The sequence below is a fragment of the Bradyrhizobium sp. UFLA01-814 genome, assembly GCF_046718885.1.
GTDB lineage: Bacteria > Pseudomonadota > Alphaproteobacteria > Rhizobiales > Xanthobacteraceae > Bradyrhizobium > Bradyrhizobium elkanii.
On sequence record NZ_JAQOSR010000155.1, the window covers coordinates 1 to 22,208 of the forward strand.

The 22,208-nt window shown below is 60.4% G+C and carries 18 protein-coding genes; 5 read left to right on the plus strand and 13 right to left on the minus strand.

The window, feature by feature from the left end; genetic code table 11:
* Positions 1–21 precede the first annotated feature (21 nt).
* Positions 22–453: a hypothetical protein gene (locus PMN64_RS33805; protein WP_411783818.1), complete on the plus strand. Its 432-nt coding sequence runs from the start codon at positions 22–24 to the stop codon at positions 451–453.
* A 55-nt stretch (positions 454–508) separates the two neighbouring features.
* On the opposite strand, the gene PMN64_RS33810 is transcribed toward PMN64_RS33805, so the two are convergent.
* A complete protein-coding gene (locus PMN64_RS33810; RefSeq protein ID WP_028338421.1) occupies positions 509–2,101 on the minus strand; it encodes a gamma-glutamyltransferase family protein in 1,593 nt (530 codons plus the stop codon).
* A 241-nt stretch (positions 2,102–2,342) separates the two neighbouring features.
* Here PMN64_RS33810 and PMN64_RS33815 point away from each other — a divergent pair, with 241 nt between their 5' ends.
* A complete protein-coding gene (locus PMN64_RS33815; RefSeq protein ID WP_411783819.1) occupies positions 2,343–3,908 on the plus strand; it encodes a winged helix-turn-helix domain-containing tetratricopeptide repeat protein in 1,566 nt (521 codons plus the stop codon).
* 684 nt (positions 3,909–4,592) lie between these two features.
* Here the strand turns inward: PMN64_RS33815 and PMN64_RS33820 are convergent.
* Genes PMN64_RS33820 through wecB form a run of 4 tightly spaced genes read right to left on the minus strand, consistent with a single transcriptional unit; the run spans position 4,593 to position 10,006 of the window.
* On the minus strand, positions 4,593–5,573 hold the full coding sequence (locus PMN64_RS33820) for a WecB/TagA/CpsF family glycosyltransferase (RefSeq protein WP_411783820.1): 981 nt from the start codon (positions 5,571–5,573) through the stop codon (positions 4,593–4,595).
* A 4-nt stretch (positions 5,574–5,577) separates the two neighbouring features.
* Positions 5,578–6,564: a glycosyltransferase family 2 protein gene (locus PMN64_RS33825; RefSeq protein WP_411783821.1), complete on the minus strand. Its 987-nt coding sequence runs from the start codon at positions 6,562–6,564 to the stop codon at positions 5,578–5,580.
* A gap of 4 nt (positions 6,565–6,568) precedes the next feature.
* Positions 6,569–8,776 carry a GumC family protein gene (locus PMN64_RS33830; RefSeq protein WP_411783822.1) on the minus strand — a complete coding sequence of 736 codons (2,208 nt, stop codon included), beginning with the start codon at positions 8,774–8,776 and terminating at the stop codon, positions 6,569–6,571.
* A 12-nt stretch (positions 8,777–8,788) separates the two neighbouring features.
* A complete protein-coding gene (wecB, locus tag PMN64_RS33835) occupies positions 8,789–10,006 on the minus strand; it encodes a non-hydrolyzing UDP-N-acetylglucosamine 2-epimerase (protein WP_411783823.1) in 1,218 nt (405 codons plus the stop codon).
* 468 nt (positions 10,007–10,474) lie between these two features.
* Between wecB and PMN64_RS33840 the strand changes: the two genes are divergently transcribed.
* Together PMN64_RS33840 and PMN64_RS33845 are read left to right on the plus strand one after the other, a co-directional pair.
* Positions 10,475–11,707, plus strand: a complete 1,233-nt coding sequence (locus tag PMN64_RS33840) for a glycosyltransferase (RefSeq protein WP_411783824.1) — start codon at positions 10,475–10,477, stop codon at positions 11,705–11,707.
* Between the two features lie 172 nt (positions 11,708–11,879).
* Entirely contained in the window at positions 11,880–13,352 is a 1,473-nt protein-coding gene (locus PMN64_RS33845) for a hypothetical protein (RefSeq protein WP_411783825.1), read from the plus strand.
* A gap of 17 nt (positions 13,353–13,369) precedes the next feature.
* Here the strand turns inward: PMN64_RS33845 and PMN64_RS33850 are convergent, their stop codons facing one another.
* The 6 genes from PMN64_RS33850 to PMN64_RS33875 form a co-directional block, all read right to left on the minus strand.
* Complete coding sequence (locus PMN64_RS33850; RefSeq protein ID WP_411783826.1) at positions 13,370–13,858, minus strand: hypothetical protein; 489 nt, start codon at positions 13,856–13,858, stop codon at positions 13,370–13,372.
* 15 nt (positions 13,859–13,873) lie between these two features.
* On the minus strand, positions 13,874–15,445 hold the full coding sequence (locus tag PMN64_RS33855) for a lipopolysaccharide biosynthesis protein (protein WP_411783827.1): 1,572 nt from the start codon (positions 15,443–15,445) through the stop codon (positions 13,874–13,876).
* Positions 15,408–16,460 (minus strand): hypothetical protein, encoded by a 1,053-nt coding sequence (locus PMN64_RS33860; protein ID WP_411783828.1) that lies wholly within the window; start codon positions 16,458–16,460, stop codon positions 15,408–15,410. The genes PMN64_RS33855 and PMN64_RS33860 overlap by 38 nt, the downstream gene beginning before the upstream one ends.
* A 68-nt stretch (positions 16,461–16,528) precedes the next feature.
* Positions 16,529–17,182 carry a PIG-L deacetylase family protein gene (locus tag PMN64_RS33865; RefSeq protein ID WP_411783829.1) on the minus strand — a complete coding sequence of 218 codons (654 nt, stop codon included), beginning with the start codon at positions 17,180–17,182 and terminating at the stop codon, positions 16,529–16,531.
* 5 nt (positions 17,183–17,187) lie between these two features.
* Positions 17,188–17,982 carry a glucose-1-phosphate cytidylyltransferase gene (locus PMN64_RS33870; RefSeq protein WP_411783830.1) on the minus strand — a complete coding sequence of 265 codons (795 nt, stop codon included), beginning with the start codon at positions 17,980–17,982 and terminating at the stop codon, positions 17,188–17,190.
* Positions 17,979–19,268, minus strand: coding sequence for a methyltransferase domain-containing protein (locus PMN64_RS33875; protein ID WP_411783831.1), 1,290 nt, complete (start codon positions 19,266–19,268; stop codon positions 17,979–17,981). The genes PMN64_RS33870 and PMN64_RS33875 overlap by 4 nt, the downstream gene beginning before the upstream one ends.
* Positions 19,269–19,476: 208 nt before the next feature.
* On the opposite strand from PMN64_RS33875, the gene rfbC reads away from it, so the two are divergent.
* The gene (rfbC, locus tag PMN64_RS33880; RefSeq protein WP_411783832.1) at positions 19,477–20,007 is read left to right on the plus strand and encodes a dTDP-4-dehydrorhamnose 3,5-epimerase; all 531 of its coding nucleotides are present in this window, start codon (positions 19,477–19,479) and stop codon (positions 20,005–20,007) included.
* A 4-nt stretch (positions 20,008–20,011) separates the two neighbouring features.
* Here rfbC and PMN64_RS33885 read toward each other — a convergent pair whose 3' ends face one another.
* The gene (locus PMN64_RS33885; protein ID WP_411783833.1) at positions 20,012–21,331 is read right to left on the minus strand and encodes a DUF4910 domain-containing protein; all 1,320 of its coding nucleotides are present in this window, start codon (positions 21,329–21,331) and stop codon (positions 20,012–20,014) included.
* A gap of 17 nt (positions 21,332–21,348) precedes the next feature.
* Positions 21,349–22,208, minus strand: an 860-nt coding sequence (locus tag PMN64_RS33890; protein ID WP_411783834.1) for an NAD-dependent epimerase/dehydratase family protein, incomplete at its 5' end; no start/stop codon positions are given.

The window sequence follows — 22,208 nt, forward strand, 5'->3', positions numbered from 1 at the left end:
GACCTCGATCCGGTCGCGGCCATGCGCGAGCTGATCAACTTCACGTTCACCTTTTTCGGGGCGCACCAGAACTATATTGCGCTGATCAACAATGAGAACCTGCAGCGCGGGCGCAACCTGCGCAAATCGCGCAAGATCGCCGACCTCACGCTGCCCTTGGTCGCGAGCATCGAAAACATCCTTCGCCGGGGCCTCGCGGTCGGGCTGTTCCGCAGCGACGTCGATCCGGTTCAGCTCTACGTCACGATCACGGCCATGAGCTATTTTCATGTCTCCAACCGCTACACGCTGTCGGCGATGTTCGACAAGGATCTGGGAGAGCCGGACTGGCTGGAGAAACGTCGCCACCACGCGCTGGACGTGATCATGACCTGGTTGACGGCGACGGCGGCCGCAAGCGAGGGAAAACGGAAACCGCCCGCGGCCAGAACACCGGCCGGCGCCGCTCGCTAGCTCGCGCGCGGCAAAATTCCGAACAGCCTGCAGGTAAGCGCTAAGGGTGCTCGCTTCACCGGGCAGCGACGACGCCGTCGCTGCGGGGATCGCTGGCGCCCTCGAGCAGTCCATCCGGGTGCCAGACGATTGCGCCGGCGTGGCCCATGAATTCCTCGAACGCCCCGACCACCTGGATGTCGTGGCCGAGCGCCCGCAGCGCGTCGACGACGGCAGGATCGAAACGCGATTCGATCTTGAGATTGTTGTTCTCCTCGCCCCATGTGCGACCGAGCAGCCAGCGCGGCGCGGTCACTGTCGACTGAAGGTCCTGACCGTGCAACGCGTAGCGCGTGAAGATCGCCGCCTGGGTTTGCGGCTGCCCTTCGCCGCCCATCGTGCCGTAGGACAATAGCCGGCCATCGCTGAGTTCAGCCATTGCGGGCTGAATGGTGTGGAACGGCAGCCGCCCAGGTTCCAGGCGGTTGATATCGGTCTCGGCGAGACCGAAGCTTGTCCCACGGTTCTGCCAGGTGACCCCGCTTTGGGGCAGGATGACGCCCGAGCCAAACTCCCAATAGATGCTCTGAATGAAGCTGACGCTAAGGCCGTTCCGGTCGGTCGCAGCGAGCCAGACCGTATCGCCCTGGGCCGGCGGGTCAGGCCAGCGCGCTGCATGATCGACGGCGACGGTCTTTTCGAGCGCCGCAATGGACTCGTCGGTAAGAAACCCGGCCGCCGACCGCGCCATGTAGTTGGGATCGGTCACGTAGCGATTGCGGATGCGGAACGACGCCTTCGTGCTCTCGACCAGCCGATGCAGATGATCGACCCCGTCCGCCTCCTTCGCCATGCGCCGGGCATAGAGCGCAAGAATCAACAGCGAGGCCAGGCCCTGCGTCGGCGGCGGCATGTTGAACACCTTGTGCCCCGCCACATCGACCGACAGCGGCGTCACCAGTGAAGCTTGATGCTGCTCCAGATCGGATAGGCGGAGCGGGCTGCCGAGCCGTTCGAGATCAGCCGCCATCGACCGCGCCAGGTCGCCGCGATAGAAATCGGAAAGGCCGGCTTGCGCCAGCTGCCGCAACGTGTCTGCCACGCGCGACTGCCGCAACCGCGTGCCGACCGCAAGCGGAGCGCCATGCGGCAGATAGACTTCGGCAAAGCCCGGCACGTCCTGCAGTTCAGCGCGCTTCTTCGTGGTGTTGTCGTGCAGAGTCTGGGTCACGGCGACGCCATCGGCGGCATAGCCGATCGCAGGCTCGAGCAGCCGCGACAACGGCATGCGCCCCCCGTGGCGATCGCGGCTGAGTTCATAGGCCTTCTGCCAGCCATCGACGGTCCCGGCAGCGGTGAGTGCCGCGAGCGGTCCGCGGCTTGGGATGGTGCTGCAGCCATGCTCGCGATACCAGGCGCGGCTGGCGGCCTTCGCCGACTGTCCGCACGCCTGGATTCCGACCGGCGAAGAGCCCGCCCGGCCGACCAGCCAGAAGCTGTCGCCACCAAGGCCGTTCATATGCGGATAGACCACCGCGATCGTAGCGGCGGACGCAATCATCGCCTCGACCGCATTGCCGCCCTCGGAAAGGACGGCGAGCCCGGCCTGCGCCGCAAGGTGATGCGGCGCGGTCACCATTCCGCTATAGCTTCGCTTGGTCTGCAGCATGAACGCGTTCTCCGAAAACTGCAGTTTGTAATAATATTCTTACTTACATTGTCAAGCGGCCGTCGCCTGGCTGCGGCGGCGCGAACGCTCTGCTGGCGGAGTGCCGCGCGAGGCGGATCGAAGCGAAAGCGGAAATCGGCCGCGCAAAGCTGCGTGTCAGCGGCAGCGGGGCGGGTCGCCGAATTCCCGGAGGTCCTGAATCTGTTCCGAAAAAGATGCAAAAAATGTAGTCTCCCGAACCATGGCGACGATCCACGAATTCGGCCCCTACCGCCTCGACGCGGAAGCCGTGATGTTGTTTCGAGAGTCCGAACCGGTCGCGCTCGGGCGGCGCGCGGTGACGCTGCTTCGGCTGCTTGTCGAGCAGGCCGGAACGCCGGTTTCCAAGGACGCATTGATGCAGGCGGCCTGGCCGGGCCTTGCGATCGAGGAGAGCAACCTGACGGTGCAGATCGCCGCTCTGCGGCGGGTATTTGCCGACGTCGCGGGCGGTGCGACCTGGATCGAGACCCTGCCGCGCCGCGGCTACCGCTATGTCGGGCCACTGGTCGCTGTCGAATCCGGCGCCGGCCTGCCCACCTCGCCGGCAATAACAGTGCCCGATGGGCCGTCGCTTGCAGTGCTGCCGTTCTCGAATCTCAGCGGCGATCCCGCGCAGGAATATTTTTCCGACGGAATCACGGGAGACATCATCGCCGAACTGTCGCGCTTCCGCTCGCTGTTCGTTGTCGCCCGCCACTCCAGCTTCGCCTACAAGGGCAAGACGCCCGAGATCAAGCAGGTCGGCCGCGAACTCGGCGTCAGGTACGTGGCCGAAGGAAATGTGCGCAAGATCGGCAGCCGGATGCGGGTGACCGTCCAGCTTCTCGATGGCGCGAGCGGTTACAATCTCTGGACCGAGCGCTACGACCGCGAACTCGAAGACATCTTCGCCCTGCAGGACGAGATCGTCCGCGCAATCGTCGCAGCCCTTCCGGGCCGGCTCGAGGACGCCGGCCGCGAGATCGCCAGACGCAAGCCGACCCCGAACATTACCGCGTATGACCTGGTTCTGCTGGGCAACGAGCGATGGCGTCAATTGACCGTGAAGGGCATGGCGGAAGCCAGGCAGTTTTTCCGGGACGCAGTCGCGCTCGATCCGCAATATGCCCGCGCTCACGTCAACATTGCCTGGACGATCGTCTGCGACGTGTTTCTCGAACCGCCCGGCACGGCGAAGCTCGACGACGCGCTGAGCGAGATCGAGACCGCGCTCGACATCGACGGCGGCGACGCCTGGGCCCATGGCGTCTTCGCGCAATTGCTGTTCCTGCGTCGCGAGGATGCCAAGGCTGAAATCCATTTCAGCCGGGCTCTGGAGCTCAATCCAAACGACGCCGATGTCGCCGCCGTTTTCGCGAACATTCTGGTCTACTGGGGACGGTGGCGAGAGGCACTCACATGGATCGGTGCGGCCAAACGACTGAATCCCTTCCCGCCCAATCTGTACCACTGGTACCACGCGCTCGCGCTCTATTCGGGGCGCCGGTACGATGAAGCAGTCAAGACGCTGATGGAGGCGCGATCCCCCGACCGCTGGTCGCACAGTCTGCTTGCCGCCTGTCATGCGCAGATGGGTCGGCACAGCGAAGCGCGATCCGAAATTGAAGCGTTCGTCACGGAGCGTTGTCGTGAAATGAGCGCGAACGGCGCAACGCCGCCGGCGAACACCCTCGATCTCGTTCGAGCGCGGGCCGAAAGGTACAGAAATTCAGTCGATCGCGAGCACTTCCTCGACGGCTTGCGCAAGGCCGGCCTATCGGGCTGAGCCGATCGGAATATGGCGTGGGGCAATTCGAGGCCCGTGGTAGCGGGGGAGCGCCACCGCCTTTCCCCACACCCAGAGAATCCACGGCAACTTCTGCAATCTTTCGCCCAATATCGAATCGCAAACGCTTCCGATGCGCGCCGTGCGGAAGTTCTTTATGGAGGTCGAGGACGAAGGGGAGCGTCTCCGCGGAACAACGCAGCGTCTGATCTCTGAATCTTTTGGATCTGGCCTGGGATCAGCTCAATCTGAGGAGATTGAGAATTGGAAAACTCCAAGAAGGCGTCCGTGGTTTCGAATATTTGACCCACGAGCCCGCGATGCTCTGGTTCGATGATGGAGTAAATGTCGGGTTTGTCGCACCTCCACCATCCTGACCATAGTCCCGCTTTCTTCTCATTGGGATCAAAAATAAGGATGAGCGCCCCGCCGTCCTCATAGATGAGCTCAGCGGGCACGCAGCCGCGTATAATCAACGTTTGCAGAACGTGGCAAAACTCGTACCCAAATACGTACACATCAGGCTTTAACTTAACGACGATAGGTTGGTCTGCGTTATCGTACCCGAAGGAATCGGTGCTGCTTGGCGGTTTAATCACTTTGATGCTTCCCGCGCTTGCGCCATGAAGCGAATCGCTTAGCTGCCCGCTTGGGATCAGTGATCCTGGTTGGTCAGCCTATACGTCAGGCGCTCACCTCGATACCCCGGGGAGCATTAGCCGCCCGTGCCCGACGCTCTGAGATACGTCGCTCTATACCGCGCCGGCGATCGGGTATCGGAACCTGCGAATCCCGCACGTTGCTCCTTCGCCTGACAAGAATTCGCCGATCAGCCACCCTGCGTTCCGAAACCACTATTCGGGCGTCTCTCCGCACTACGCTTGCCGATCCGGCGATCGCTCTCTCCGGACGGGCGGCGTAAGCCCTGCGCGCCACCACTTCGCGGAGCGCCAGCCAGATGAACTCGCTGTTGGTGGAAAGATATCGCCGCCATAATTTGCGCGGCTCCATCATCAAGCGCCAGAACCACTCGAGACCGAACGATTGGAATAGCCGAGGAGCGCGCCTGATAAAGCCGGCCAAAACGTCGAAGCTGCCGCCGACCCCCAGGATGACGGGAACTTGCAGCCGGTCCCGATAGCGTTCGCTCCATACCTCCTTGAACGGGGACGGCAAGCCGATAAAAAGAATGTGGGCGCCGCTGGCCCGTATCTCATCGACGATAATTTCGTGCTCGTCCGGACCGAAGTAACCGTTCCGGAAACCAGCGATCTTCAGTTGCGGAAAGCGCGCCTCGCAGACGCGTACGAGCTTTTCGACAACTTCCTGATGCGCCCCTAGAAAATAGACACAAAGTCCGTTGGACGCAGCAGCCCCTAAGAGTCCTTCCATCAGATCGATGCCGGCCACGCGTTCCGGCATATGTTGACCTGTCGCTCGTATTGCCCAAACCACCGGCATACCGTCCGCGACCGTCATATCGGCCGCGGAACATGCGTGCGCCAACTCCACGTCTCGCCGCATCATGCAGAGATGCGACGCATTTATCGTCATCACGACGTGAGAATTGTTCGAGCGGCGACAGATATCGACACAGCGCTGCGCCGCCTGATCGAGGGTAACCGCATCAAATTCGACGCCCAATAGGCTTACGTGTTCCGTCATCTGCTCAACTTCCCTGCGGCGATTGCCGGCTGGCTTGCCACCGAGCCACTTGCTCGGCGTCCAGGCGAGCTGTGGCAGCTCGTTTACCCAGTCTCAGGCACGCGTGCTGATAGGTACGAAGAAAACGTCTGAACTCGGGGTCATTATAGCGCGGCAACCCCTTTGCCCAGCTGCTGAAGTAACCCCAAAGCATCGCGACGCTTCCAATGAACATTGGGTGCGCACGAAGACGGGAAGCCGCCACCGCCAAATAGTAAAACGGCGAGGTGCCCATGAAATACTGACCGAAGCCAGCACGAATTCTGCCCGTCCAGATGCTGTTCTGGCTGGCCCCTTGCGGACGAAGGTGGACGAACCGGATTGGCTCTGAATCGACGCTCTCGGCGATCCAGCCCAGCATTCTGGCGCGGTGGCAATCGATGCCATCCCACATGACCTGTCGCACGAATCCCCCGATCTGCTGGAAGCACGCAACGCGATAGAATTTCGTCATTCCAACCGACATCTCGTCGCCGCAGACCTCGGGCACGAGATCGCCGGTTTGGGGATGAACGAACCAGGGTTTGCCGGAGGTCGTTCCGATACGTGGATTGCCCTCCATTCGTTGCATCAGCAGTTCGAAGTAGCGAGGCGGCAGGTCGAGATCCATATCAAGCTTGCACAAATAGCCGAAGTCGCCGAGGGACACTTGATCAAGACCATCATAAAACGCCTCAATCACGCCGGGCCCTACCCGCCGGTGGCCTCGGTCCTGGCGGCGCACGACGCGCAGATAAGGCAGCCGCGCCGCATACTCTTCCAGAATCTGTGGCGTGTCGTCGGTGGATCCATCGTCAACGACGATCCACAGCGCTGGCGGCACCGACTGTACAGCCACGCTGTCCAGCGTGCGGCGGAGATAGGGTCCCTCATCGCGGCAGGGCGAAATCAGCACATACCTGCGCGGCGCTGAGCTGCGCGTAGACCCTGAAGCACTGTCAAGCTCGTCCACAGCCCTACTCCCGGTAATATCCTTCGGACCTGACCCCATTTCTTGCCTCGATGGTTCTGAGCTCAAGAGGGTCAATCTGGTTGAGCACGATGGTCGACACGCGCTCACGGATGAGCTGCGTCACCGACAAAGCTTCGAGCACGCTCGTACGCTTGGTCTGACCGCATTCCACAACGAAGACGAACTCATCGATGAAGCGCTCGATCAGCCTAGCATCGACCACCGACATGATCGGCGCCACCTCCACCACGATGTAATCATAGGATTTCCGTGCAACGGCAAGCAGGTTTTCCATTTCCTGCGAGCCCAGGAGCTCTGCGGCGTTTGGAATCCTGACCGTGCACGCATTTGGCAGGACATCCAGCCCCGAATGCGGCCGCTTGCAAACAAACTCGTCAAGACGAGAGGGATCTTCCAGCGCTTCGAAAAGCCCGACCTTCGCATCCGGGGAAAGTGCAGTCGTGAGATTCCGGAGATGAAGGTCGGCATCGATCAACAGCGTGCGCGACCCAGAGGACGACAATATGAGCGCGGCAAGATTGGCGGCAACGACAGTCTTTCCCTCTTTCGAAACCGCCGACACGACGCCGATGACTTTGCCCCCGGTCGAGGCGGACGAACGGTCGAGCATCGCCTTCACATTGCGAAGGCCTTCCGCGAAGCGCGAGAAGGGGGCAGCAAGGACATGCTCCTCGATTGGCAATTGACCAGCGTAGACGAAGGGCAGTCCGATGCACCGTGTTTCGGTCACCTGTTCGACGGCCTTGGGCGTACGGAACACGTCCGCCATCCATTCACGTCCGAAGGCAGAGCCTATGCCGAGAAACAGGCCAAGAAAAATGCTGCCTGCCGCCACGATGAGGGTCTTCTTGGAACTCTTTGTCAGCGGCGGAACTGCTCTCGTGATGATCTGCGCACTCTGGGCCGGAAGCGTCTCCGCCTGCGCCGCCTCGATCTCCTTATGCTTTTGCAGGAAGCCACTATAAAGATTGCGTAGCGCCTCGGCGGCGCTCTCGAGTTCTCGCAGCCGGCTTCCGGTTTCCGCGGAAAGCTTTGCGGCCGTGTCTTCGAGTTCGGTCTGTCGTGCCTTGGCGACTTCGTATTCGCTGGCGTAGGAATCGGTAATGCGACCCTCGTCGGACTGAATGGCGGCGTCAACGCTGTTGAGTTGCGCACGAAGCTTGACGACAGCCGCGTGCTTGCGACCGACGCGAGCTTCCATTTCCGCAAGGCGAGACGCAAGGTCGCGCTTTTGCGTGCGGAGACGTGCAAGTTCGCTGTTGTTGAGCGCGAAGTTGATGACTGCCGCCCGCTTGTCGTTGAATAGCGCATCCGTCGACACGGCTGACGGAATCCCGTTTGCCTCTGTCCGCTTGATACGGTCGAGGCGCTCCTTTGCCTCGACTGCCGCGAACTTGGCATTCATCAGCTGGGTATTCAGACTTGCCAGGAGCTCGGTATCCTGCGCGCCAGTGCTGCTGAGGTTGTTAGCCGTCTTGAAGTCCTGCAGCGCCTTGTCCGCGTCGGCTACCTGCTTCTTCAGCTCGATGAGCCGCTCCTGCAGCCATCCGCTCACCTTCTGCGTCGACTTCAATTTTGCGTCCTGCAGGGACGCGAGATAGCTATCCACGATGCCGTTGGCGATCTTCGCGGCCTTCTCCGCACTCTGCGACTCGACCGTCACATTGATAACGTTGGCGACATCCTCTCGCGCAACTGTCACGCGCTTCAACAGAGATTCGAGAGCAGCTCGTTCGGCGGCCGTAGTGGCTTCCGCCGTGCTGGAGTTCCCGTCTGTGGCGCTGCCAAGCGCAGATCGCCCGGCAAACTCGCTATCACTGGCCAGACCCAGCGTGCGAATAACCGGAAGCAGGACCCTGTCGGATGAGAGTACGTAAAGCTGACTGCCGACCTCGACTTCGTCCATCGTCGGCTGATCCACGATCTTGTTGGTCTGCAGATAACGATTGAGACTTCGATCGATGAGGATGCGCGCACTGCTCTTGTAGGGCGCCTTCATGACAACAACCGAAGCCACGGCGACCGCCAGCCCAATCAACAGTCCGATAACGGGCAACCGCCATTCGCGGCGCAGAACGTCAACGACGTCCCACAAGCCGAACGTCGGCCGGGCCACCGATGGCGGACCGTAGTCTTCCGCAAGCGGCTGGCCGTATTCCTGAATGACCAATTGATTGGTTCTGGTGTCCATGGCTTCGTTTGATCAGTACGCCGGTTGGGAGAGCGGTGGTGTCGGCCGCGAATGCATCTCGGCATTCGGCAAAAGATTGACGCCCGTGATGTGATCAGTTGGACGTTGCGGCCGACGGACATTCAGAAGATCATGCACGATCAGTTTGCTGGCGCGCCCGTCACCGAACGGATTGGCACCGAGAGACATGGCTTCGTGCTCCGCTGGCACATCGAGCAGGCGCTCGACGCCTGCAACAATGCGAGCCGGGTCGGTGGTGACCAGGCGAGCTACGCCGGCGTCAACGGCCTCCATGCGCTCGCTGGTATCTCGCATGACGAGCACGGGCTTGCGAAGCGCCGGTGCCTCCTCCTGAATTCCACCGGAATCGGTGAGGATGAGATACGAGCGCGTCATGAGGTAGACGAACTCGGGATAGTTCAAGGGTTCGATCAGGAAGATATTCGACGCATCGCGCAGATGATCAAATACCGGCCCGCGCACGTTCGGATTCAGATGAACGGGATACACGATCTGAATGTCGTCCCGCCGACTGATCGTCTTCAATGCCTCGCAGATTTGCCGGAACCCGGATCCAAAGCTCTCGCGCCGGTGTCCGGTCACGAGAACAAGTCGCTTCGACGTATCGAGCCATGAGTATTTCACCTCGAGCGACCGGCGAAGCTCACCCGGTTGAGCGATATTTGCGGCCATGCGAAGCAGCCCGTCGATCACGGTATTGCCGGTGACAATGACGGCCTCTGGTGGATAGCCTTCCTTCAGCAGGGCAGAACGCGCACGCGACGTCGGCGCATAATGCCTCGTCGTAACGACCGCAGTGACCCGCCGATTGGCTTCCTCCGGCCACGGGCTCATGAGATTGCCGGTTCGCAATCCCGCCTCGACGTGCCCGACACTGACCGACCGGAAGAACGCGGCAAGTGCAGCCGCCGTACTGGTTGCGGTGTCGCCCTGCACAAGAACGTAGTCCGGATTGTAGTCGGCGATGATCGGATCGATTCCGGTCATGACCGCACTGAACACTTCGCTCAACGACTGGTTCGGTCGCATGATGTTCAGGTCGTAGTCAGCCTTCAACGAGAACGCCGACATCACATCGTCGAGCATCTGACGATGCTGGCCCGTCACGCAGACGCGCGTTTCAATTCCTTCTGCTTCGCCCAGCGCCAGCACAAGCGGTGCCATTTTGATCGCCTCTGGACGAGTACCAAATACGCTAAGAATACGCATGAAGCCCGACGCCGCCTGTGTTCAAAAATTTTGCCGTGTTGAATATTCTTGCCGTGTCGAAATGATGCGGCACGCTACCGGATTTTCCCGACGCGTTCATCGCCAACGTGGGCTCGGCGCATGTTAAATGAAATTTATAGCTAATTCTCGCGGTTGCCGCAGAGCGCGTTGCGCATCATCGAAGCCGGCTGTTGTCAGGCGGTTCCAGATTTAACTTTTTCGGGTTAACGCGCACTCAATCGTTGTCCGCTGACCTTCTTCGCAACTGTCAGCGAGTTCCAGATTTAACTTCTCCAGGTTAACGCGCATTCGTCGATGCATCCTCGTGCTTGCATTCGCAACGGCTCGGCGAGAATGCCCATGCGCGTGCAATGAACTTCAATGACAGGCTCGCATTATCCAATTTCGGGAAAACTTGGACAAAACAAGATTAAATAGCGTATGGACTTACGTTGATTGGCACCGTTCGTGACGACGATCACCGCGCAACCCGCTGCTGGTCGGGGGATTCCGGAAGTCGTGTGGCCGGCACTTTTCCGGCATTTGATAGATCGGAGGCAGCGCCTCGTGGAAGGCAAGGTTTTACTCCTCTCGCAGCGTCGGATTTCCGATCTTGTCGCATTTTGCCTCAGCTATGAGTTTGAGGACAATCTGGCGGCGATGACGCGCGCCGATCGGTTCGATGTTCGAGATCGTGCTGCACTGGAGTTCTCGCGGCGAGTCTACAAATGGACGCGCCTTGCATCAGGATCGACCAAACTGGCAGACGTGCTGGCACCCTCCCCGCCGCAGCTGCGGCTGCAACGCGATTACGAACTGTTCTTTCCGATCTTCAGCAATGCGTATCAACTCCACGCGCTCGCCGCGATTCCCGACTGGCGCAAGCGGTGTCGCAAGGCCGCATGCTTCATCACAGAAGTCTGGGCAGACGATATCCCGGAGTATCTGATCGAGCTCCTGTCCGGATTTGATCATATATTCGTCGGCCTGCATCACTGCGCACCGCAGATCGCGCGCATAGCGGGTCGACCGTGCAGCTATCTGCCGCTGGCGGTCGACGTGGAGCGGTTCGCGCCGAAGCCCGAGCAGCAGCGATCGATCGCCGTGTGCAACATCGGACGTCGTTCGGCGACGACCCACGCCGCGTTGCTGGCCGGCGCCGAGAGAGAGCGCTTCTTCTACTACTACGACACTGTGGCGGCGAGCGGTTCGAACCGGAAGGAAAGAACGTTCCGGGTCGACAATCCGGAAGAACACCGCATCATGATTGCGAATATCCTCCAGCGCAGCCGCTATTTCATTGCCAATCGCAGCCACGTCAACAACCCGGAGTTCACGGCGGGCCGAGACGAGATTTCCGCTCGCTATTATGAAGGTGCTGCAGCCGGGGCAGTGATGGTCGGAGAAGCGCCCCGCACCGAAGAGTTTGCACGGCAGTTCGACTGGCCCGATGCCGTCATTCATGTGCCCTTCGATTCGCCGCACATTTGCCAGATCCTCGAAGCGCTGGACGCAGAGCCGGCGCGACTGCGAGCGGTTCAGAACGCAAACGTCCGGGAAGCCGCGCTGAGGCACGATTGGCTCTACCGCATACAGACGGTATTCGACATCCTCGGTATTGCTCACACCGACCTGATGAGCGCACGAGCCAACCGTCTGCGCCAGATCGCCGGATCCTTTGAGCTGCCAGCAGCCGCCTGAAATCGTCACCTCGGGTGGTACGGAGCAATGCGGCATTTCCGCCGGTTTATGGTTAACGCCCTGTTAAGCGGCGGCTGCTACATCCCAGCAGGTAGGCGATCTCGATCATATGATCGCAAGGGTGTCGCGAACGTCCGCAACGGTGGACAAACGTCAAGCTGCGTATCCAGGCATGAAACGCTCCAGTCAGCTTCCCTCGGCTCAAGCGGCCATCCTGAATGCGCCGCCTTTGCCACGTCAGGCAGACAGGCTTGCTGCACCTCTGCGACGGCGTGGCGCCTGGACGCAATTCGTCGAAGCCCGCCTGCGCGAGCCCGCAAATCCGGAGCGCGATCCCGCCGGACCGCCAGACAGTCCGACCGACGAGCATCCGACGGTCCTTGGCGAGGATCCGAGCTCGCCGAAGGGTGGACCGACGGATGAAGCTCATCCGCTCCTTGACCTGGAGCAACCCCTGCAGCCGATTGTGCTCCCGCAGGATGAGGTCAGTCGGCGCCTGAATGAGGCCGCGGAGAACATCGGACGCCGGACGAACGTGTCTCGGCCCGATGCCGGACCAGACGACGAGCCCGTCCCCCCTGCGGCCGATCCAAACGATGTTTCAGCGGAGGAATCCGACAACCGCCCGCAGCCAGCGCCACCGGACTCGCATGCCGGCTCAGCCGTAGCCTTGTACACGACTGAGGCAGATGAAGGAGAGGGATTCAGTCCGGCCGCGGACCCAGGTCCGAACTCGGTGCCACCGGCGTCAATCCGTCTACCGCCCGTGCACAGCAGCACTGCCGAGGCGAGCGTCGCGGTGCGGGAACAGCAGACCATACTAATCGAGAAGCTGATCGCCGAAGAACTTCAGAGCTCGCCGCGGGACCGACGTTCGGTCACCAGCGAATGGAAAGTGCGCAACTTTGTATGGTTCCTCGCTCCAACAACGGTTCTGCTGGCGATTGGGACCGGAATGCTCATGCGGGGCAATGTTGCATCCCTGTTCAGCACAGCACCCCAGGTTGTCAGCCATTCGAACGCGACGCCCGTTCAGCCGCCACCGCAAAGCAGACGCAAGCTGAAGCCGGCAATTGCCACTTTCGTACATCGTGCTCCGATCGAAGCAGCTGCAACCGTACCACCCGCACGTTCACTGCCGACGACATATGGGATTTTTGCGTCAAGCAACGGGCGGATGATCCGACTCGAGCCGATGAACATCCGGCTTCCCGACAGCCGGATCGCCGTGTCGGTATTGACCACGAAGCCGGGCACCGCTGTGGTGCCGCACGGGCCGCTTTCGTTTGTCGCGTATCAGCGTGAGCTTATGACAAGCGCGCCCGACAACGCACAGTTGCGCATTCTCGCCCAGGTCGCACGAACACCGTCGTCACCGGCAGTCACTATGGCCAACGATGCCTGGGCGATCCGGTCCGTTTCCGTCGACCTGACCGTAGCGCCGGTCCCTGAAAACCGCGAGATGGTCGAGCTGCAGCCAGTGAGCCCCGATCTCGTCCTCTCGCCCGGCCGTTACGTGCTGGTCTTCAAAAACCAGGCCTACGACTTTGTCGTAGCCGGCAAGGTTACCGATAAGGCCCATTGCCTCGAGAGGACGGAAACGCCGGACGGCGACAGGTTCACCGAGTGCCGCAAGCTCCCGTAATATAGGGCGGCCCGGTCCTAGGGCGGCGTCGACGCGACCGCGGCCGGCGGCAACTTCGTCGCTTTCGCAGTGGCGGCACCGACGCTGAGCTGGCCGGTCCTACGCCAAAGCAGCAGCCCTGCTCCGCCGCCGATCGTACAGATCGTAAGCAGCACAATTTCCCCGCGCCCCAATCCTCCAGAGATCAGCGCGTAGGGCAGCATGCCCAGCCCCATCCAGAAGAGCTTTTGCCACTGGTAGGAGTCGTACCTCTTGCCAAGATTGCGACGCTTGAACCACAGATCTTTCGCTTCGCGCGAAAACGGAAGAACACGTCGGCACACGGCTGGACCAAGGCGAAGCGCGAGCAGCAGGGCGAGAAACATCGTTAACGCGACCACGATACGATCGTCGCCGCCTGACAGCAGTCGGAAGACCGGCAGAATGCAAAGGCCGAGGCCGATCCTCAGAAATGCCCCGGCGGGCCACGTGTCCAAGTTAATCAGGAAGCGCTCAAAGGAGGTCATGGGCGTAATCCAGGATCAGGAGTTGACTTGCAGTCGTACAATGCCGAAATCGCGTAGCAAGGACCACGCGAGTTGCAGTGGCCGCGTGATCCTGAAGACCCCGACCACGACAGTCAGGTAGGCCGTCACACAGATCACGCTCGCGACGGGAATTCGCAGCAACCGCGGCAATTCCTGCAGGAATGCCTCCTGTATCGAGAAAGCGACCGCGACCGCGACCAGCGCAGCAATGGTCTGCGGCGCTGTCGCGCGCAGGACGTCCCCGATTGTGATCCCGACAGGCCTGCCGGCATAGACGAGCGCAGGAACGAACAGCACAAACATGGTGACCGTATAGGCGATCGTCACTCCGACCACGCCGAACGGCAGTCCGGCTGCAAGCGCAACCAGTTGGCAGATTGCACTGAAGATGCCCCATCGCATCCACCGATCGGGACGCCCGACCGCGACATGCACCCAGCCGAGAGTTCGCTCGATGCAGTCGGCAATGCCGCGAATGGCGAGGATGCAGAGCAAGGGGCCCGCGGGAGACCATTTCTCTCCGAGAAGTACGATCACGATGTCATGAGCGCTCACGGCCAGGGCCGCGAAGGCAGGCCCCGAAAAGTAGCAAAGCAATGACAGCGCGCCTTCCCAGGAGCGCTTCAGTTCGGCCGCACTGTGCTGGAGCTTACTCAGCCCCGAAACCGCGATGTTATGCAGCGGCTCACTGAGAATCGACAGCAGGTTGTTGTAGATCGTGAAGGCGTTCTGAAAATAGCCAAGCGGCCCTGCACCGAGGAAATACCCCATCGCGATTCTGTCCGCCGAACGAGCGAAGTAATCCGTCATGGTGAAGCCGGTGACTCCCAGCCCGAACCGCAGCAGTTCCTTGACCATTGGCGTGAGCCTCGGCCTGCCCGGTATCCATCGACAGGCAGTCCAGGCTCCCACGACGGTCAAAGCCGACGTTATGATCGGCTTGGCGATCAGCGCCCAGTAGCCCCAGCCCAAAAGCGCCAGTCCAACGCTTGCAGCGCTTCCGATGATGTTCGCCGATATGTCGATTATCGCGATGCGGCGAAACTGCATTGCCCGACGCATCAGCGCATAGTGCTGCGTCGACAAGGCCATCATCAGGAAGGTCACCGATAATGCCAACGCCATGCCCGCGAGCGATGGCTCGCCGAAGGCACGCGCTATCCACCGGCCGGACGCGGCCAGCACCACAGCCAGCACGACGCCGATCAGAACATTCAGCCAGAACAACGTGCTGACCTCGGCGCGCGAGATGCTGCTCCGCTGGGCGGAGGCCTCGCTCATCCCGAGATCGACGAAAAGGGGAGCAAAGCCGATCAGGGCCAGCATCATGGCCACCAACCCGAAATCATGCGGTCCGAGCAGTCGCGCCAGTACGATCGTGGAGGCCAACTGAACGAAGATATTCAATCCGCGCGCAGCAATGAACGCCACGCCGCTGTGCAGCGACCTGCGGCCAAGGCCAGAGTATGGCTTGTTGTCCGCAAAATACTGATCGGTGCGTTCGTTCCGATGCACGCGTCGTTCCCGTTCAATTCGCCGGATTCTGGCTTTGAGGTACCCGCTCAAGCCAGATTTCCCGCCAATAGGGATGGATGGCGCGCGGGCAGAAGCGGCGGCAGATCGCATAGCGCGCCTCACACACGACATCCTTCAGGATGATCGCGTCCGTCTTGAAACGGACCATCTTGCACGAACCTTCGTCGATGATCTGCTTTTGACGCCTCTCGACCTCGTACTCGCGTTCCGTGAACGGTACCATCTCCGGATCGAAATAAAGGCCTCGATTGCGGTAGTTGCAGTCCAGTGTCTCGAGGATGTCCTTGTACGGCTTGACGCGCACGACGTCGCCCACCTGCAGATCAAGCCGGGACTGCGGGACCTTGCTACCCTCCGGCACACCGAAGGGCCTGATCGGGTAAGGTACGCCGCCTCTCATGCGCTGGAATGTGTCGTAGATCCAGCGCATCGCGGTGCCAATGCCCAGCCCTGCTTCGGTGACCGTGCGCCAGACCGAGAAAGTCAATCCGGCGACGAGGTCCTGCAACCGAACGTTTCCCGAAGTGTAGTCCTCGACATACTGACGCGGATCCCACCACTTCAGGGGTTGCGTGGCGAATTTGACCTGTGTGTTCTGGCAAACGTAGGTCGGCTCGGTTTCGCCGACCTTCGGCGGATGCTTGATCGTGCTCCACAGCGTTTCCTCGCTGCAGCCGCCAGACCTGAACGGCTTGCCAGCGCCATCTGGCGACGGCCCTTTCTCGCCTGCCGGCTTCAACCAGGCGTCCTTCCAGAATATCAGGCAGGCCGCCTCGCAGCCGTCATGAGCCGCGCCGTTGCAGCGGATGTTCTCGAGATGGACCGTGTTCAGCATCTTGCGCCCGCCGATACCGAGCGCCGGATCGCAGGTCTTGTGAGCTCGCTTGCCGACGCGAAGCGTCTTGCCGCAATGCTTCAGCATCTCGGGCATGAAGGGCATTTCCTCCAGGCGGCCGTTGGCATCCAGCGTCGCGAGGATCTCCTCCTTGCTTCTGACCTCCACCAGGTCACCAGCGCGAAAGATGCTTGAGAATAGCGTGCTCATATCGTGCGCCTTGAGATACACCCTGCAATCAAAACTTCACAGGCTGCGTGACGTCCACGCAACCATCGTCAGATCAGTGTCAACTTTCGCCCGAAAAATGCCTCGGCGAAGCGTTCCGTAGCCCTGCACTCCATGCCCCGAATCCGTGCGAGGCCGCGAAAGGTGTCTGCATCGAACCACTGCTTGGATCGCTGCGTCCCGAAATGCTTGAGCAGGAGTTCAATCTTACGATCGAGCGCCGCCGCCGATACCGGCATGTAAACGTTGGGTTGACCGAAGTCGCCATCCCACTTCGGGATCTCGTACTCCAGAATCTGATGATCACGAAACGTGTTCCAGGTCAGGCGGCAGACCTGACGATGGTCCTGGTGAGCATCATCCCTGCGATGCGTCAGAATGACGTCGGGCTCGATCCGCCGCTTCAGCGATTCAAACCATTCCTTGATGGCCTCTCCCATTTCCGGGAAAAATCCATCGGGAAACGACAGCACCTCGACATTCGCGGATGCAGCCCCGCACAAGAAGTCGGCCGCCGACGCTCTGGCTTCAGCCTCCCGTATGGCGCCACCGCTTAGAACGCACCAGTGCACGTCCAGCTTGATACCGCGCTCGATCAGACCCAGCAGCGTCGCTCCCGCGCCGATTTCGATATCATCCGAATGGGCGCCGAGGCACAGGATCGACAGACGGTCTCCGGGCCTGGCAAGCTGCAATGCTCTCATTCCGGTTACGCCGCGCTGGCTACCGACGAGTGATTCAGCCGCCACGGCGTGTCGCCGCGCTCCACCATGTCCTCCAACACTTGTCTGTCGCGCAAGGTATCCATGGCGCGCCAAAAGCCCTCATAGCGATAGGCCATGAGGTGACCGCCCTCGATCAAACGGTTGAACGGTTCCTGGACGAGCTCTTCTCCTTCCTTGATGTAGTCGAAGATTTCGTTGCGGAAGATGAAGTAGCCGCCGTTGATCCAGATCTCGGACTCCTGACTGGAGCGAATCCGCTGCACCGACCCCTCGGCATCAAACTCAGCAAGGTGGAAGCTGATCGGTGGATGGATCGCCACGAAGCAACCGATCTTTCCGCTTTCCTTGAACTTCTGGATCACATCAGGCAGCGGCGCGTCGGTCAGCCCGTCGCTGTAGTTCGCAAGAAACATCTCCTCGTCCTTGACGAGATGGCGGACGGCCAGCAGGCGCTGCCCGATGTTGCGCCATGTCCCTGTATCCACCAGCGAAACCCGCCAGTCCGGCTGATGTTCGCCGATCAGCTCGACCTTTTTGCCGTACTCCGAAATCACGCAGTCGCTGTTCGCAGTCGCGCGATAGTTGAGGAAGTAATCCTTGATCACGTTCGCCTTGTAGCCAAGGCACAATATGAAATCATTGTGATTGTACTGGCTGTAGTACTGCATCACATGCCAGAGGATCGGCTGATGGCCGATCGGGACCATCGGCTTCGGTATGCTTTCCGAATACTCGCGGATCCGCGTACCGAGACCGCCGCAAAAAAGGACAACCTTCATGGCGCAACCTCACGCGGATCAATGATTTCGACGTTAGGAATCGGAACGATGAACTTGCAGCCCCAGTCCGCGACATGCCGCATTTGCGCGACGATTTCCCTCTTCAAATTCCAGGGCAAGATGAACAGGTAGTCGGGGCGAGCCTCGTCGATGGCTTCGACCGGGAGGATCGGAATGTGCATTCCCGGCGTATAGCGGCCGTGCTTGTAGGGGTTGCGGTCCACGGTGAAGTCGAGGAAGTCGGTTCCGATGCCGCAATAGTTCAGCAGCGTGTTGCCCTTGCCGGGAGCGCCATAGCCGCAGATCCGCGCGCCCTTGTTCTTGCTCGCGATCAAGAACGACAGCAGTTCGCGCTTGGTGCGATGAACCCGCGATGTAAACTGCTCGTACTGACCTATGTCTTCAAGGCCGATCCGGCGCTCATGGGCCAGCAGTGCGGTCACGGCGGCGGAGACAGCGTGAGTCGCGTCGGCGCGGCAGAGATAGACGCGAAGCGAGCCGCCATGCGTTGGGATCTGCTCGACGTCGAAAACCTTCAGGTCGTGCCGCCGCGCCAGACGATCAATCGTTACCAACGAGAAATAGGAGAAATGCTCGTGATAAATGGTATCGAACTGATTTTCGTCGATGAGCCGCTCAAGATGCGGAAACTCGAGCGTAATCACGCCTTGCGGCCCGAGCAGGCACGCCATTCCGGCGGTGAAATCGTTTAGATCCGGAACCTGGGCCAGCACGTTGTTGCCGATAATCAGATCGGCCCGCTTGCCATCCGAGACCAGCTTCTGCGCGAGCTCCAGGCCGAAGAACTCGACCATTGTCGGGACGTTCTTCTGCCTCGCAACTTCGGCCACATTGGCCGCCGGCTCGATTCCCGTGACCGGCACCCCGAGCGGCAGGAAGTGCTGCAACAGGTAACCATCGTTGCTCGCGATCTCGTAGACGCGGCTCTCGGCACCAAGGTTCAGCCTGGCCTTGATCATCTCGCAGTAGCGCCGCGCATGTTCCACCCACGACGTCGAGTAGGACGAGAAGTAGGCATACTCGGTGAAGATATGCTCCGGTTTGACGTATTCCTGGAGTTGTACCAGGAAGCAGGATCCACAAACCACGGTGTGCAGCGGATAGTACGGCTCCATGGCGTCGGTCTGGTCGGCTGTGAGAAAACTTTCACACAGAGGCGACATTCCCAGGTCGACAAACGTCGATTTCAACGTCGCGCCGCACAGACGGCAGTTACCGTGAGAGGATTTCGATCGAAGCGATTCGAATCTCGAGTGAGCGTTCATTGGGCCGTACCATGAATATAGGATTGCCGAATATAGGATTGCCGGCGCTTAAATCGGGCTCGTTAGATTGAATTTTATCGTATGAAAGCGAACAATATGAAGCGATATCGAACAACAAGGTAAACCACGCAAATGCTGAAAATTTTAGTAAAATTGTATAGAACTGGTCGTCGACAATTGGCCTCTCGGCCGGGAGTGGATACGTTCCATGCGCTTTGAAGCAACAGGACTTGACGGAGTGTGGCTCGTCAAACTCGAGGCTGCACACGATGAGCGCGGCTTTTTCGCGCGCACGTTCTGCGAAGACGAGTTTCGCGCACACGGGCTCGTGACCAGATTTCCCCAGCACAGCATCTCGAGCTCCTCGCGCAAGGCGACATTGCGCGGAATGCACTTCCAGAATGAGCCGCACGGCGAAGTTAAACTCGTGCGCTGCTTGAACGGATCGATTTGGGACGTCATCGTCGATCTGCGTGCGAACTCGCCGACCTTTCGCCAATGGCGCGGCTTCGAGCTTTCGGCGGAGAACGGTTCGCAGCTCTACATCCCCAAGGGGTTCGCACACGGCTTTCAAACCTTGAGCGACAACGTTCAGGTCAATTACCTGACTTCGGAATTCTACGAGCCTTCGGCTGCTAATGGCGTCCGATACGACGATCCGATGTTCGGCGTCAGCTGGCCTCTGGCCGTCAGCACGATCTCCGATAAAGACCTGAACTGGCCGCTTCAGGGTGCGTGAGCACTTATCGCACAGGCGCGAGGAGCCCGTGACGCTCGAGCACCTTTGCCGTCTTCAGAATGACCGGGAACGGCAGGTCGGCACGCCTGGCGATATCAAGCAGTGAATGGTGTCCATCGGACAGGTTTAAAATCCACAGCATCGCCATGTTGGCTGCGGCGGCGTCCTTGTCGCCGCCGATCGCACCATAGAGTCCGCGTCTACCCAGCTGCGGTTCGCCCTTCGGCGACGTGTTATAGTAGCTGCGGTTGCCTTCGAGCAGGTCGATGACTTCGGAAATGATGCGGAAGGATTCCCCGAGGTGCTCCGGCCGAATGAAGCTCAGGTCGTCGGCCGAGGTGTGATACTGGGGGATAGCACCGAAGCGGCTACGCTGGAACAATCCCACCGGCAGGTTGAACCCAGGCGAACAGTATTGCCGCTCATCATAGCCGTAGGGCGAAAACTCCAATATCGTCGGCGTCAGCTTGCAATGCTGCAGCGTGTGCATCATCGCAAGGTCGATTTCAGCATCGCCCTGCCTGCTTTTCTTGTATGTCGGGCCGGCACCGTCGCCGACCATTGACACCACGAGGCCATGCTTGATGCGAGAAACACGATGCTCGTTGCGGGCAAGCCAGGTGATCGCGCCAATCGTTCCTGGCGCAAAGAGAAACCGATAGCTGTATCGCGTTCGCATCTGGGAGATGCGGCTCGCGAGCTCCGCAAGCAGGGCCAGGCCGGAACAGTTGTCATTGGCGAGCGAGGGATGGCAAACATGCGCCGACAGAAGCACCTCGTCGTCTGACTCTCCCCGGTGAAAATACTCACCATAGGTCAAATGCCCGTCGGCGAGGGTCGAGTCGATCACGACCTCGTAGCTATCGTCCCGCAGTTGCTCCAACTGTCGGTGGGCCATGCAGAAAGCCCAGTTCTCCTGGTAGTAAGACGTTCGGTACGGGACAAGGTCCGGCTGATCGGGCAATGTGAAGATGTGAGGCTTAAGCTCGTCCAGCGACATGGTGCGGCACACCGGCACGCTGTAGCTCATCACATGCAGGTTCGATTCGTTGAAATCGATAACCTTCCGGCCCCGCGGGTCCTTGATGTACGCGTCCCGGATGTTCCACTCGCGCGGCACGACCCAGTCGAGAACGGGTGTACCGGTCGGCACCTCGTGGACATCAAGCGAGATATGCGCGCCGATCTCCCGAAGGGTCTGCCGCACACCGTTGCCGGTGATGCTGCGGCAGATCGGGTAGATCCTTTGGGCAAGCGCAAAGATCTTTGCGCCTGAACTTGTGACATCGTCTGCCGCCGACACGCCGTCCTCCTGGTGTGTCAAATCGATCGGCGCGTGTTTTAGTTCGCGGCGAGAGCCGATCGCCCGGCACTCTGCCTCGACTTTACATGGCGGAGATCCGCATCGAGCACACCGTCCGCCAGCAACTTGTTGACGTGGCTGATACGCTGATACCGAGGACCTTCGAACTCTTCGAGCGTGATGCCCGAAGCCCGGTAAGCCTTATAGAGCTGTTCCGCGCCCATCTTCGCGTCCCATTGCGGCTTGAACTCCGGCAGCCGTGTTCGGATCTTTTCGAAGCTCACGCGATAGGACCGCGTGTCGGGACCGGCGCCATCGGCAAATTCGATCTGACAGCCAGGGACAACATCGGCGACGATCTTCGCGAGATCGCGGATCTGGTAGTTGTGCGCCGTCTGGCCGACGTTGAAAGCCTCATTGAACACCGCCGCCTCGGGAGCTTCCATCGCCGCGATGAAGGCGCGGGAGATGTCCTCGATGTGAACGATGGGCCGCCAGGGCGTGCCGTCCGATTTCAAGAAGATCTTTCGCGTTGTCACCGCCCAGGCAACGAGATTGTTCAGCACGACATCGAATCGGAGCCGGGGAGATACGCCGTAAGCCGTTGCGGGTCGCAGGTAGACCGGGCAAAATCCGTCACCGGCGAGGCCGGCGATATCGCGCTCCGACTGCACCTTGGATTCGCCATAGGCAGTCACCGGGTTGAGCGCTCCGGTTTCGTCGATCATCCCGTCGCCCGCCTTGCCGTAGTTGCTGCAGGAGGACGCGAACACGAACCGTCGCACGCCGGCTTGCTTGGCCAGTTGCGCGAGGCGCACGCTGGCTACATGATTGATCTGGTCGGTAAGGCCGGGTCTCAGATTGCCGAGCGGATCGTTCGACAGCGCGGCAAGATGCA

Excerpts from the sequence above, each read along its gene's own strand:
- PMN64_RS33805 (WP_411783818.1), top strand. The coding sequence starts at position 22 with ATGCGCGAGCTGATCAACTTCACGTTCACCTTTTTCGGGGCGCACCAG.
- PMN64_RS33860 (WP_411783828.1), bottom strand. The coding sequence starts at position 16,460 with ATGAGCACGCTATTCTCAAGCATCTTTCGCGCTGGTGACCTGGTGGAG.
- PMN64_RS33870 (WP_411783830.1), bottom strand. The coding sequence starts at position 17,982 with ATGAAGGTTGTCCTTTTTTGCGGCGGTCTCGGTACGCGGATCCGCGAG.
- PMN64_RS33845 (WP_411783825.1), top strand. The coding sequence starts at position 11,880 with ATGAAACGCTCCAGTCAGCTTCCCTCGGCTCAAGCGGCCATCCTGAAT.
- PMN64_RS33820 (WP_411783820.1), bottom strand. The coding sequence starts at position 5,573 with ATGACGGAACACGTAAGCCTATTGGGCGTCGAATTTGATGCGGTTACC.
- rfbC (WP_411783832.1), top strand. The coding sequence starts at position 19,477 with ATGCGCTTTGAAGCAACAGGACTTGACGGAGTGTGGCTCGTCAAACTC.
- PMN64_RS33830 (WP_411783822.1), bottom strand. The coding sequence starts at position 8,776 with ATGGACACCAGAACCAATCAATTGGTCATTCAGGAATACGGCCAGCCG.
- PMN64_RS33865 (WP_411783829.1), bottom strand. The coding sequence starts at position 17,182 with ATGAGAGCATTGCAGCTTGCCAGGCCCGGAGACCGTCTGTCGATCCTG.
- wecB (WP_411783823.1), bottom strand. The coding sequence starts at position 10,006 with ATGCGTATTCTTAGCGTATTTGGTACTCGTCCAGAGGCGATCAAAATG.
- PMN64_RS33815 (WP_411783819.1), top strand. The coding sequence starts at position 2,343 with ATGGCGACGATCCACGAATTCGGCCCCTACCGCCTCGACGCGGAAGCC.
- PMN64_RS33810 (WP_028338421.1), bottom strand. The coding sequence starts at position 2,101 with ATGCTGCAGACCAAGCGAAGCTATAGCGGAATGGTGACCGCGCCGCAT.
- PMN64_RS33875 (WP_411783831.1), bottom strand. The coding sequence starts at position 19,268 with ATGAACGCTCACTCGAGATTCGAATCGCTTCGATCGAAATCCTCTCAC.
- PMN64_RS33850 (WP_411783826.1), bottom strand. The coding sequence starts at position 13,858 with ATGACCTCCTTTGAGCGCTTCCTGATTAACTTGGACACGTGGCCCGCC.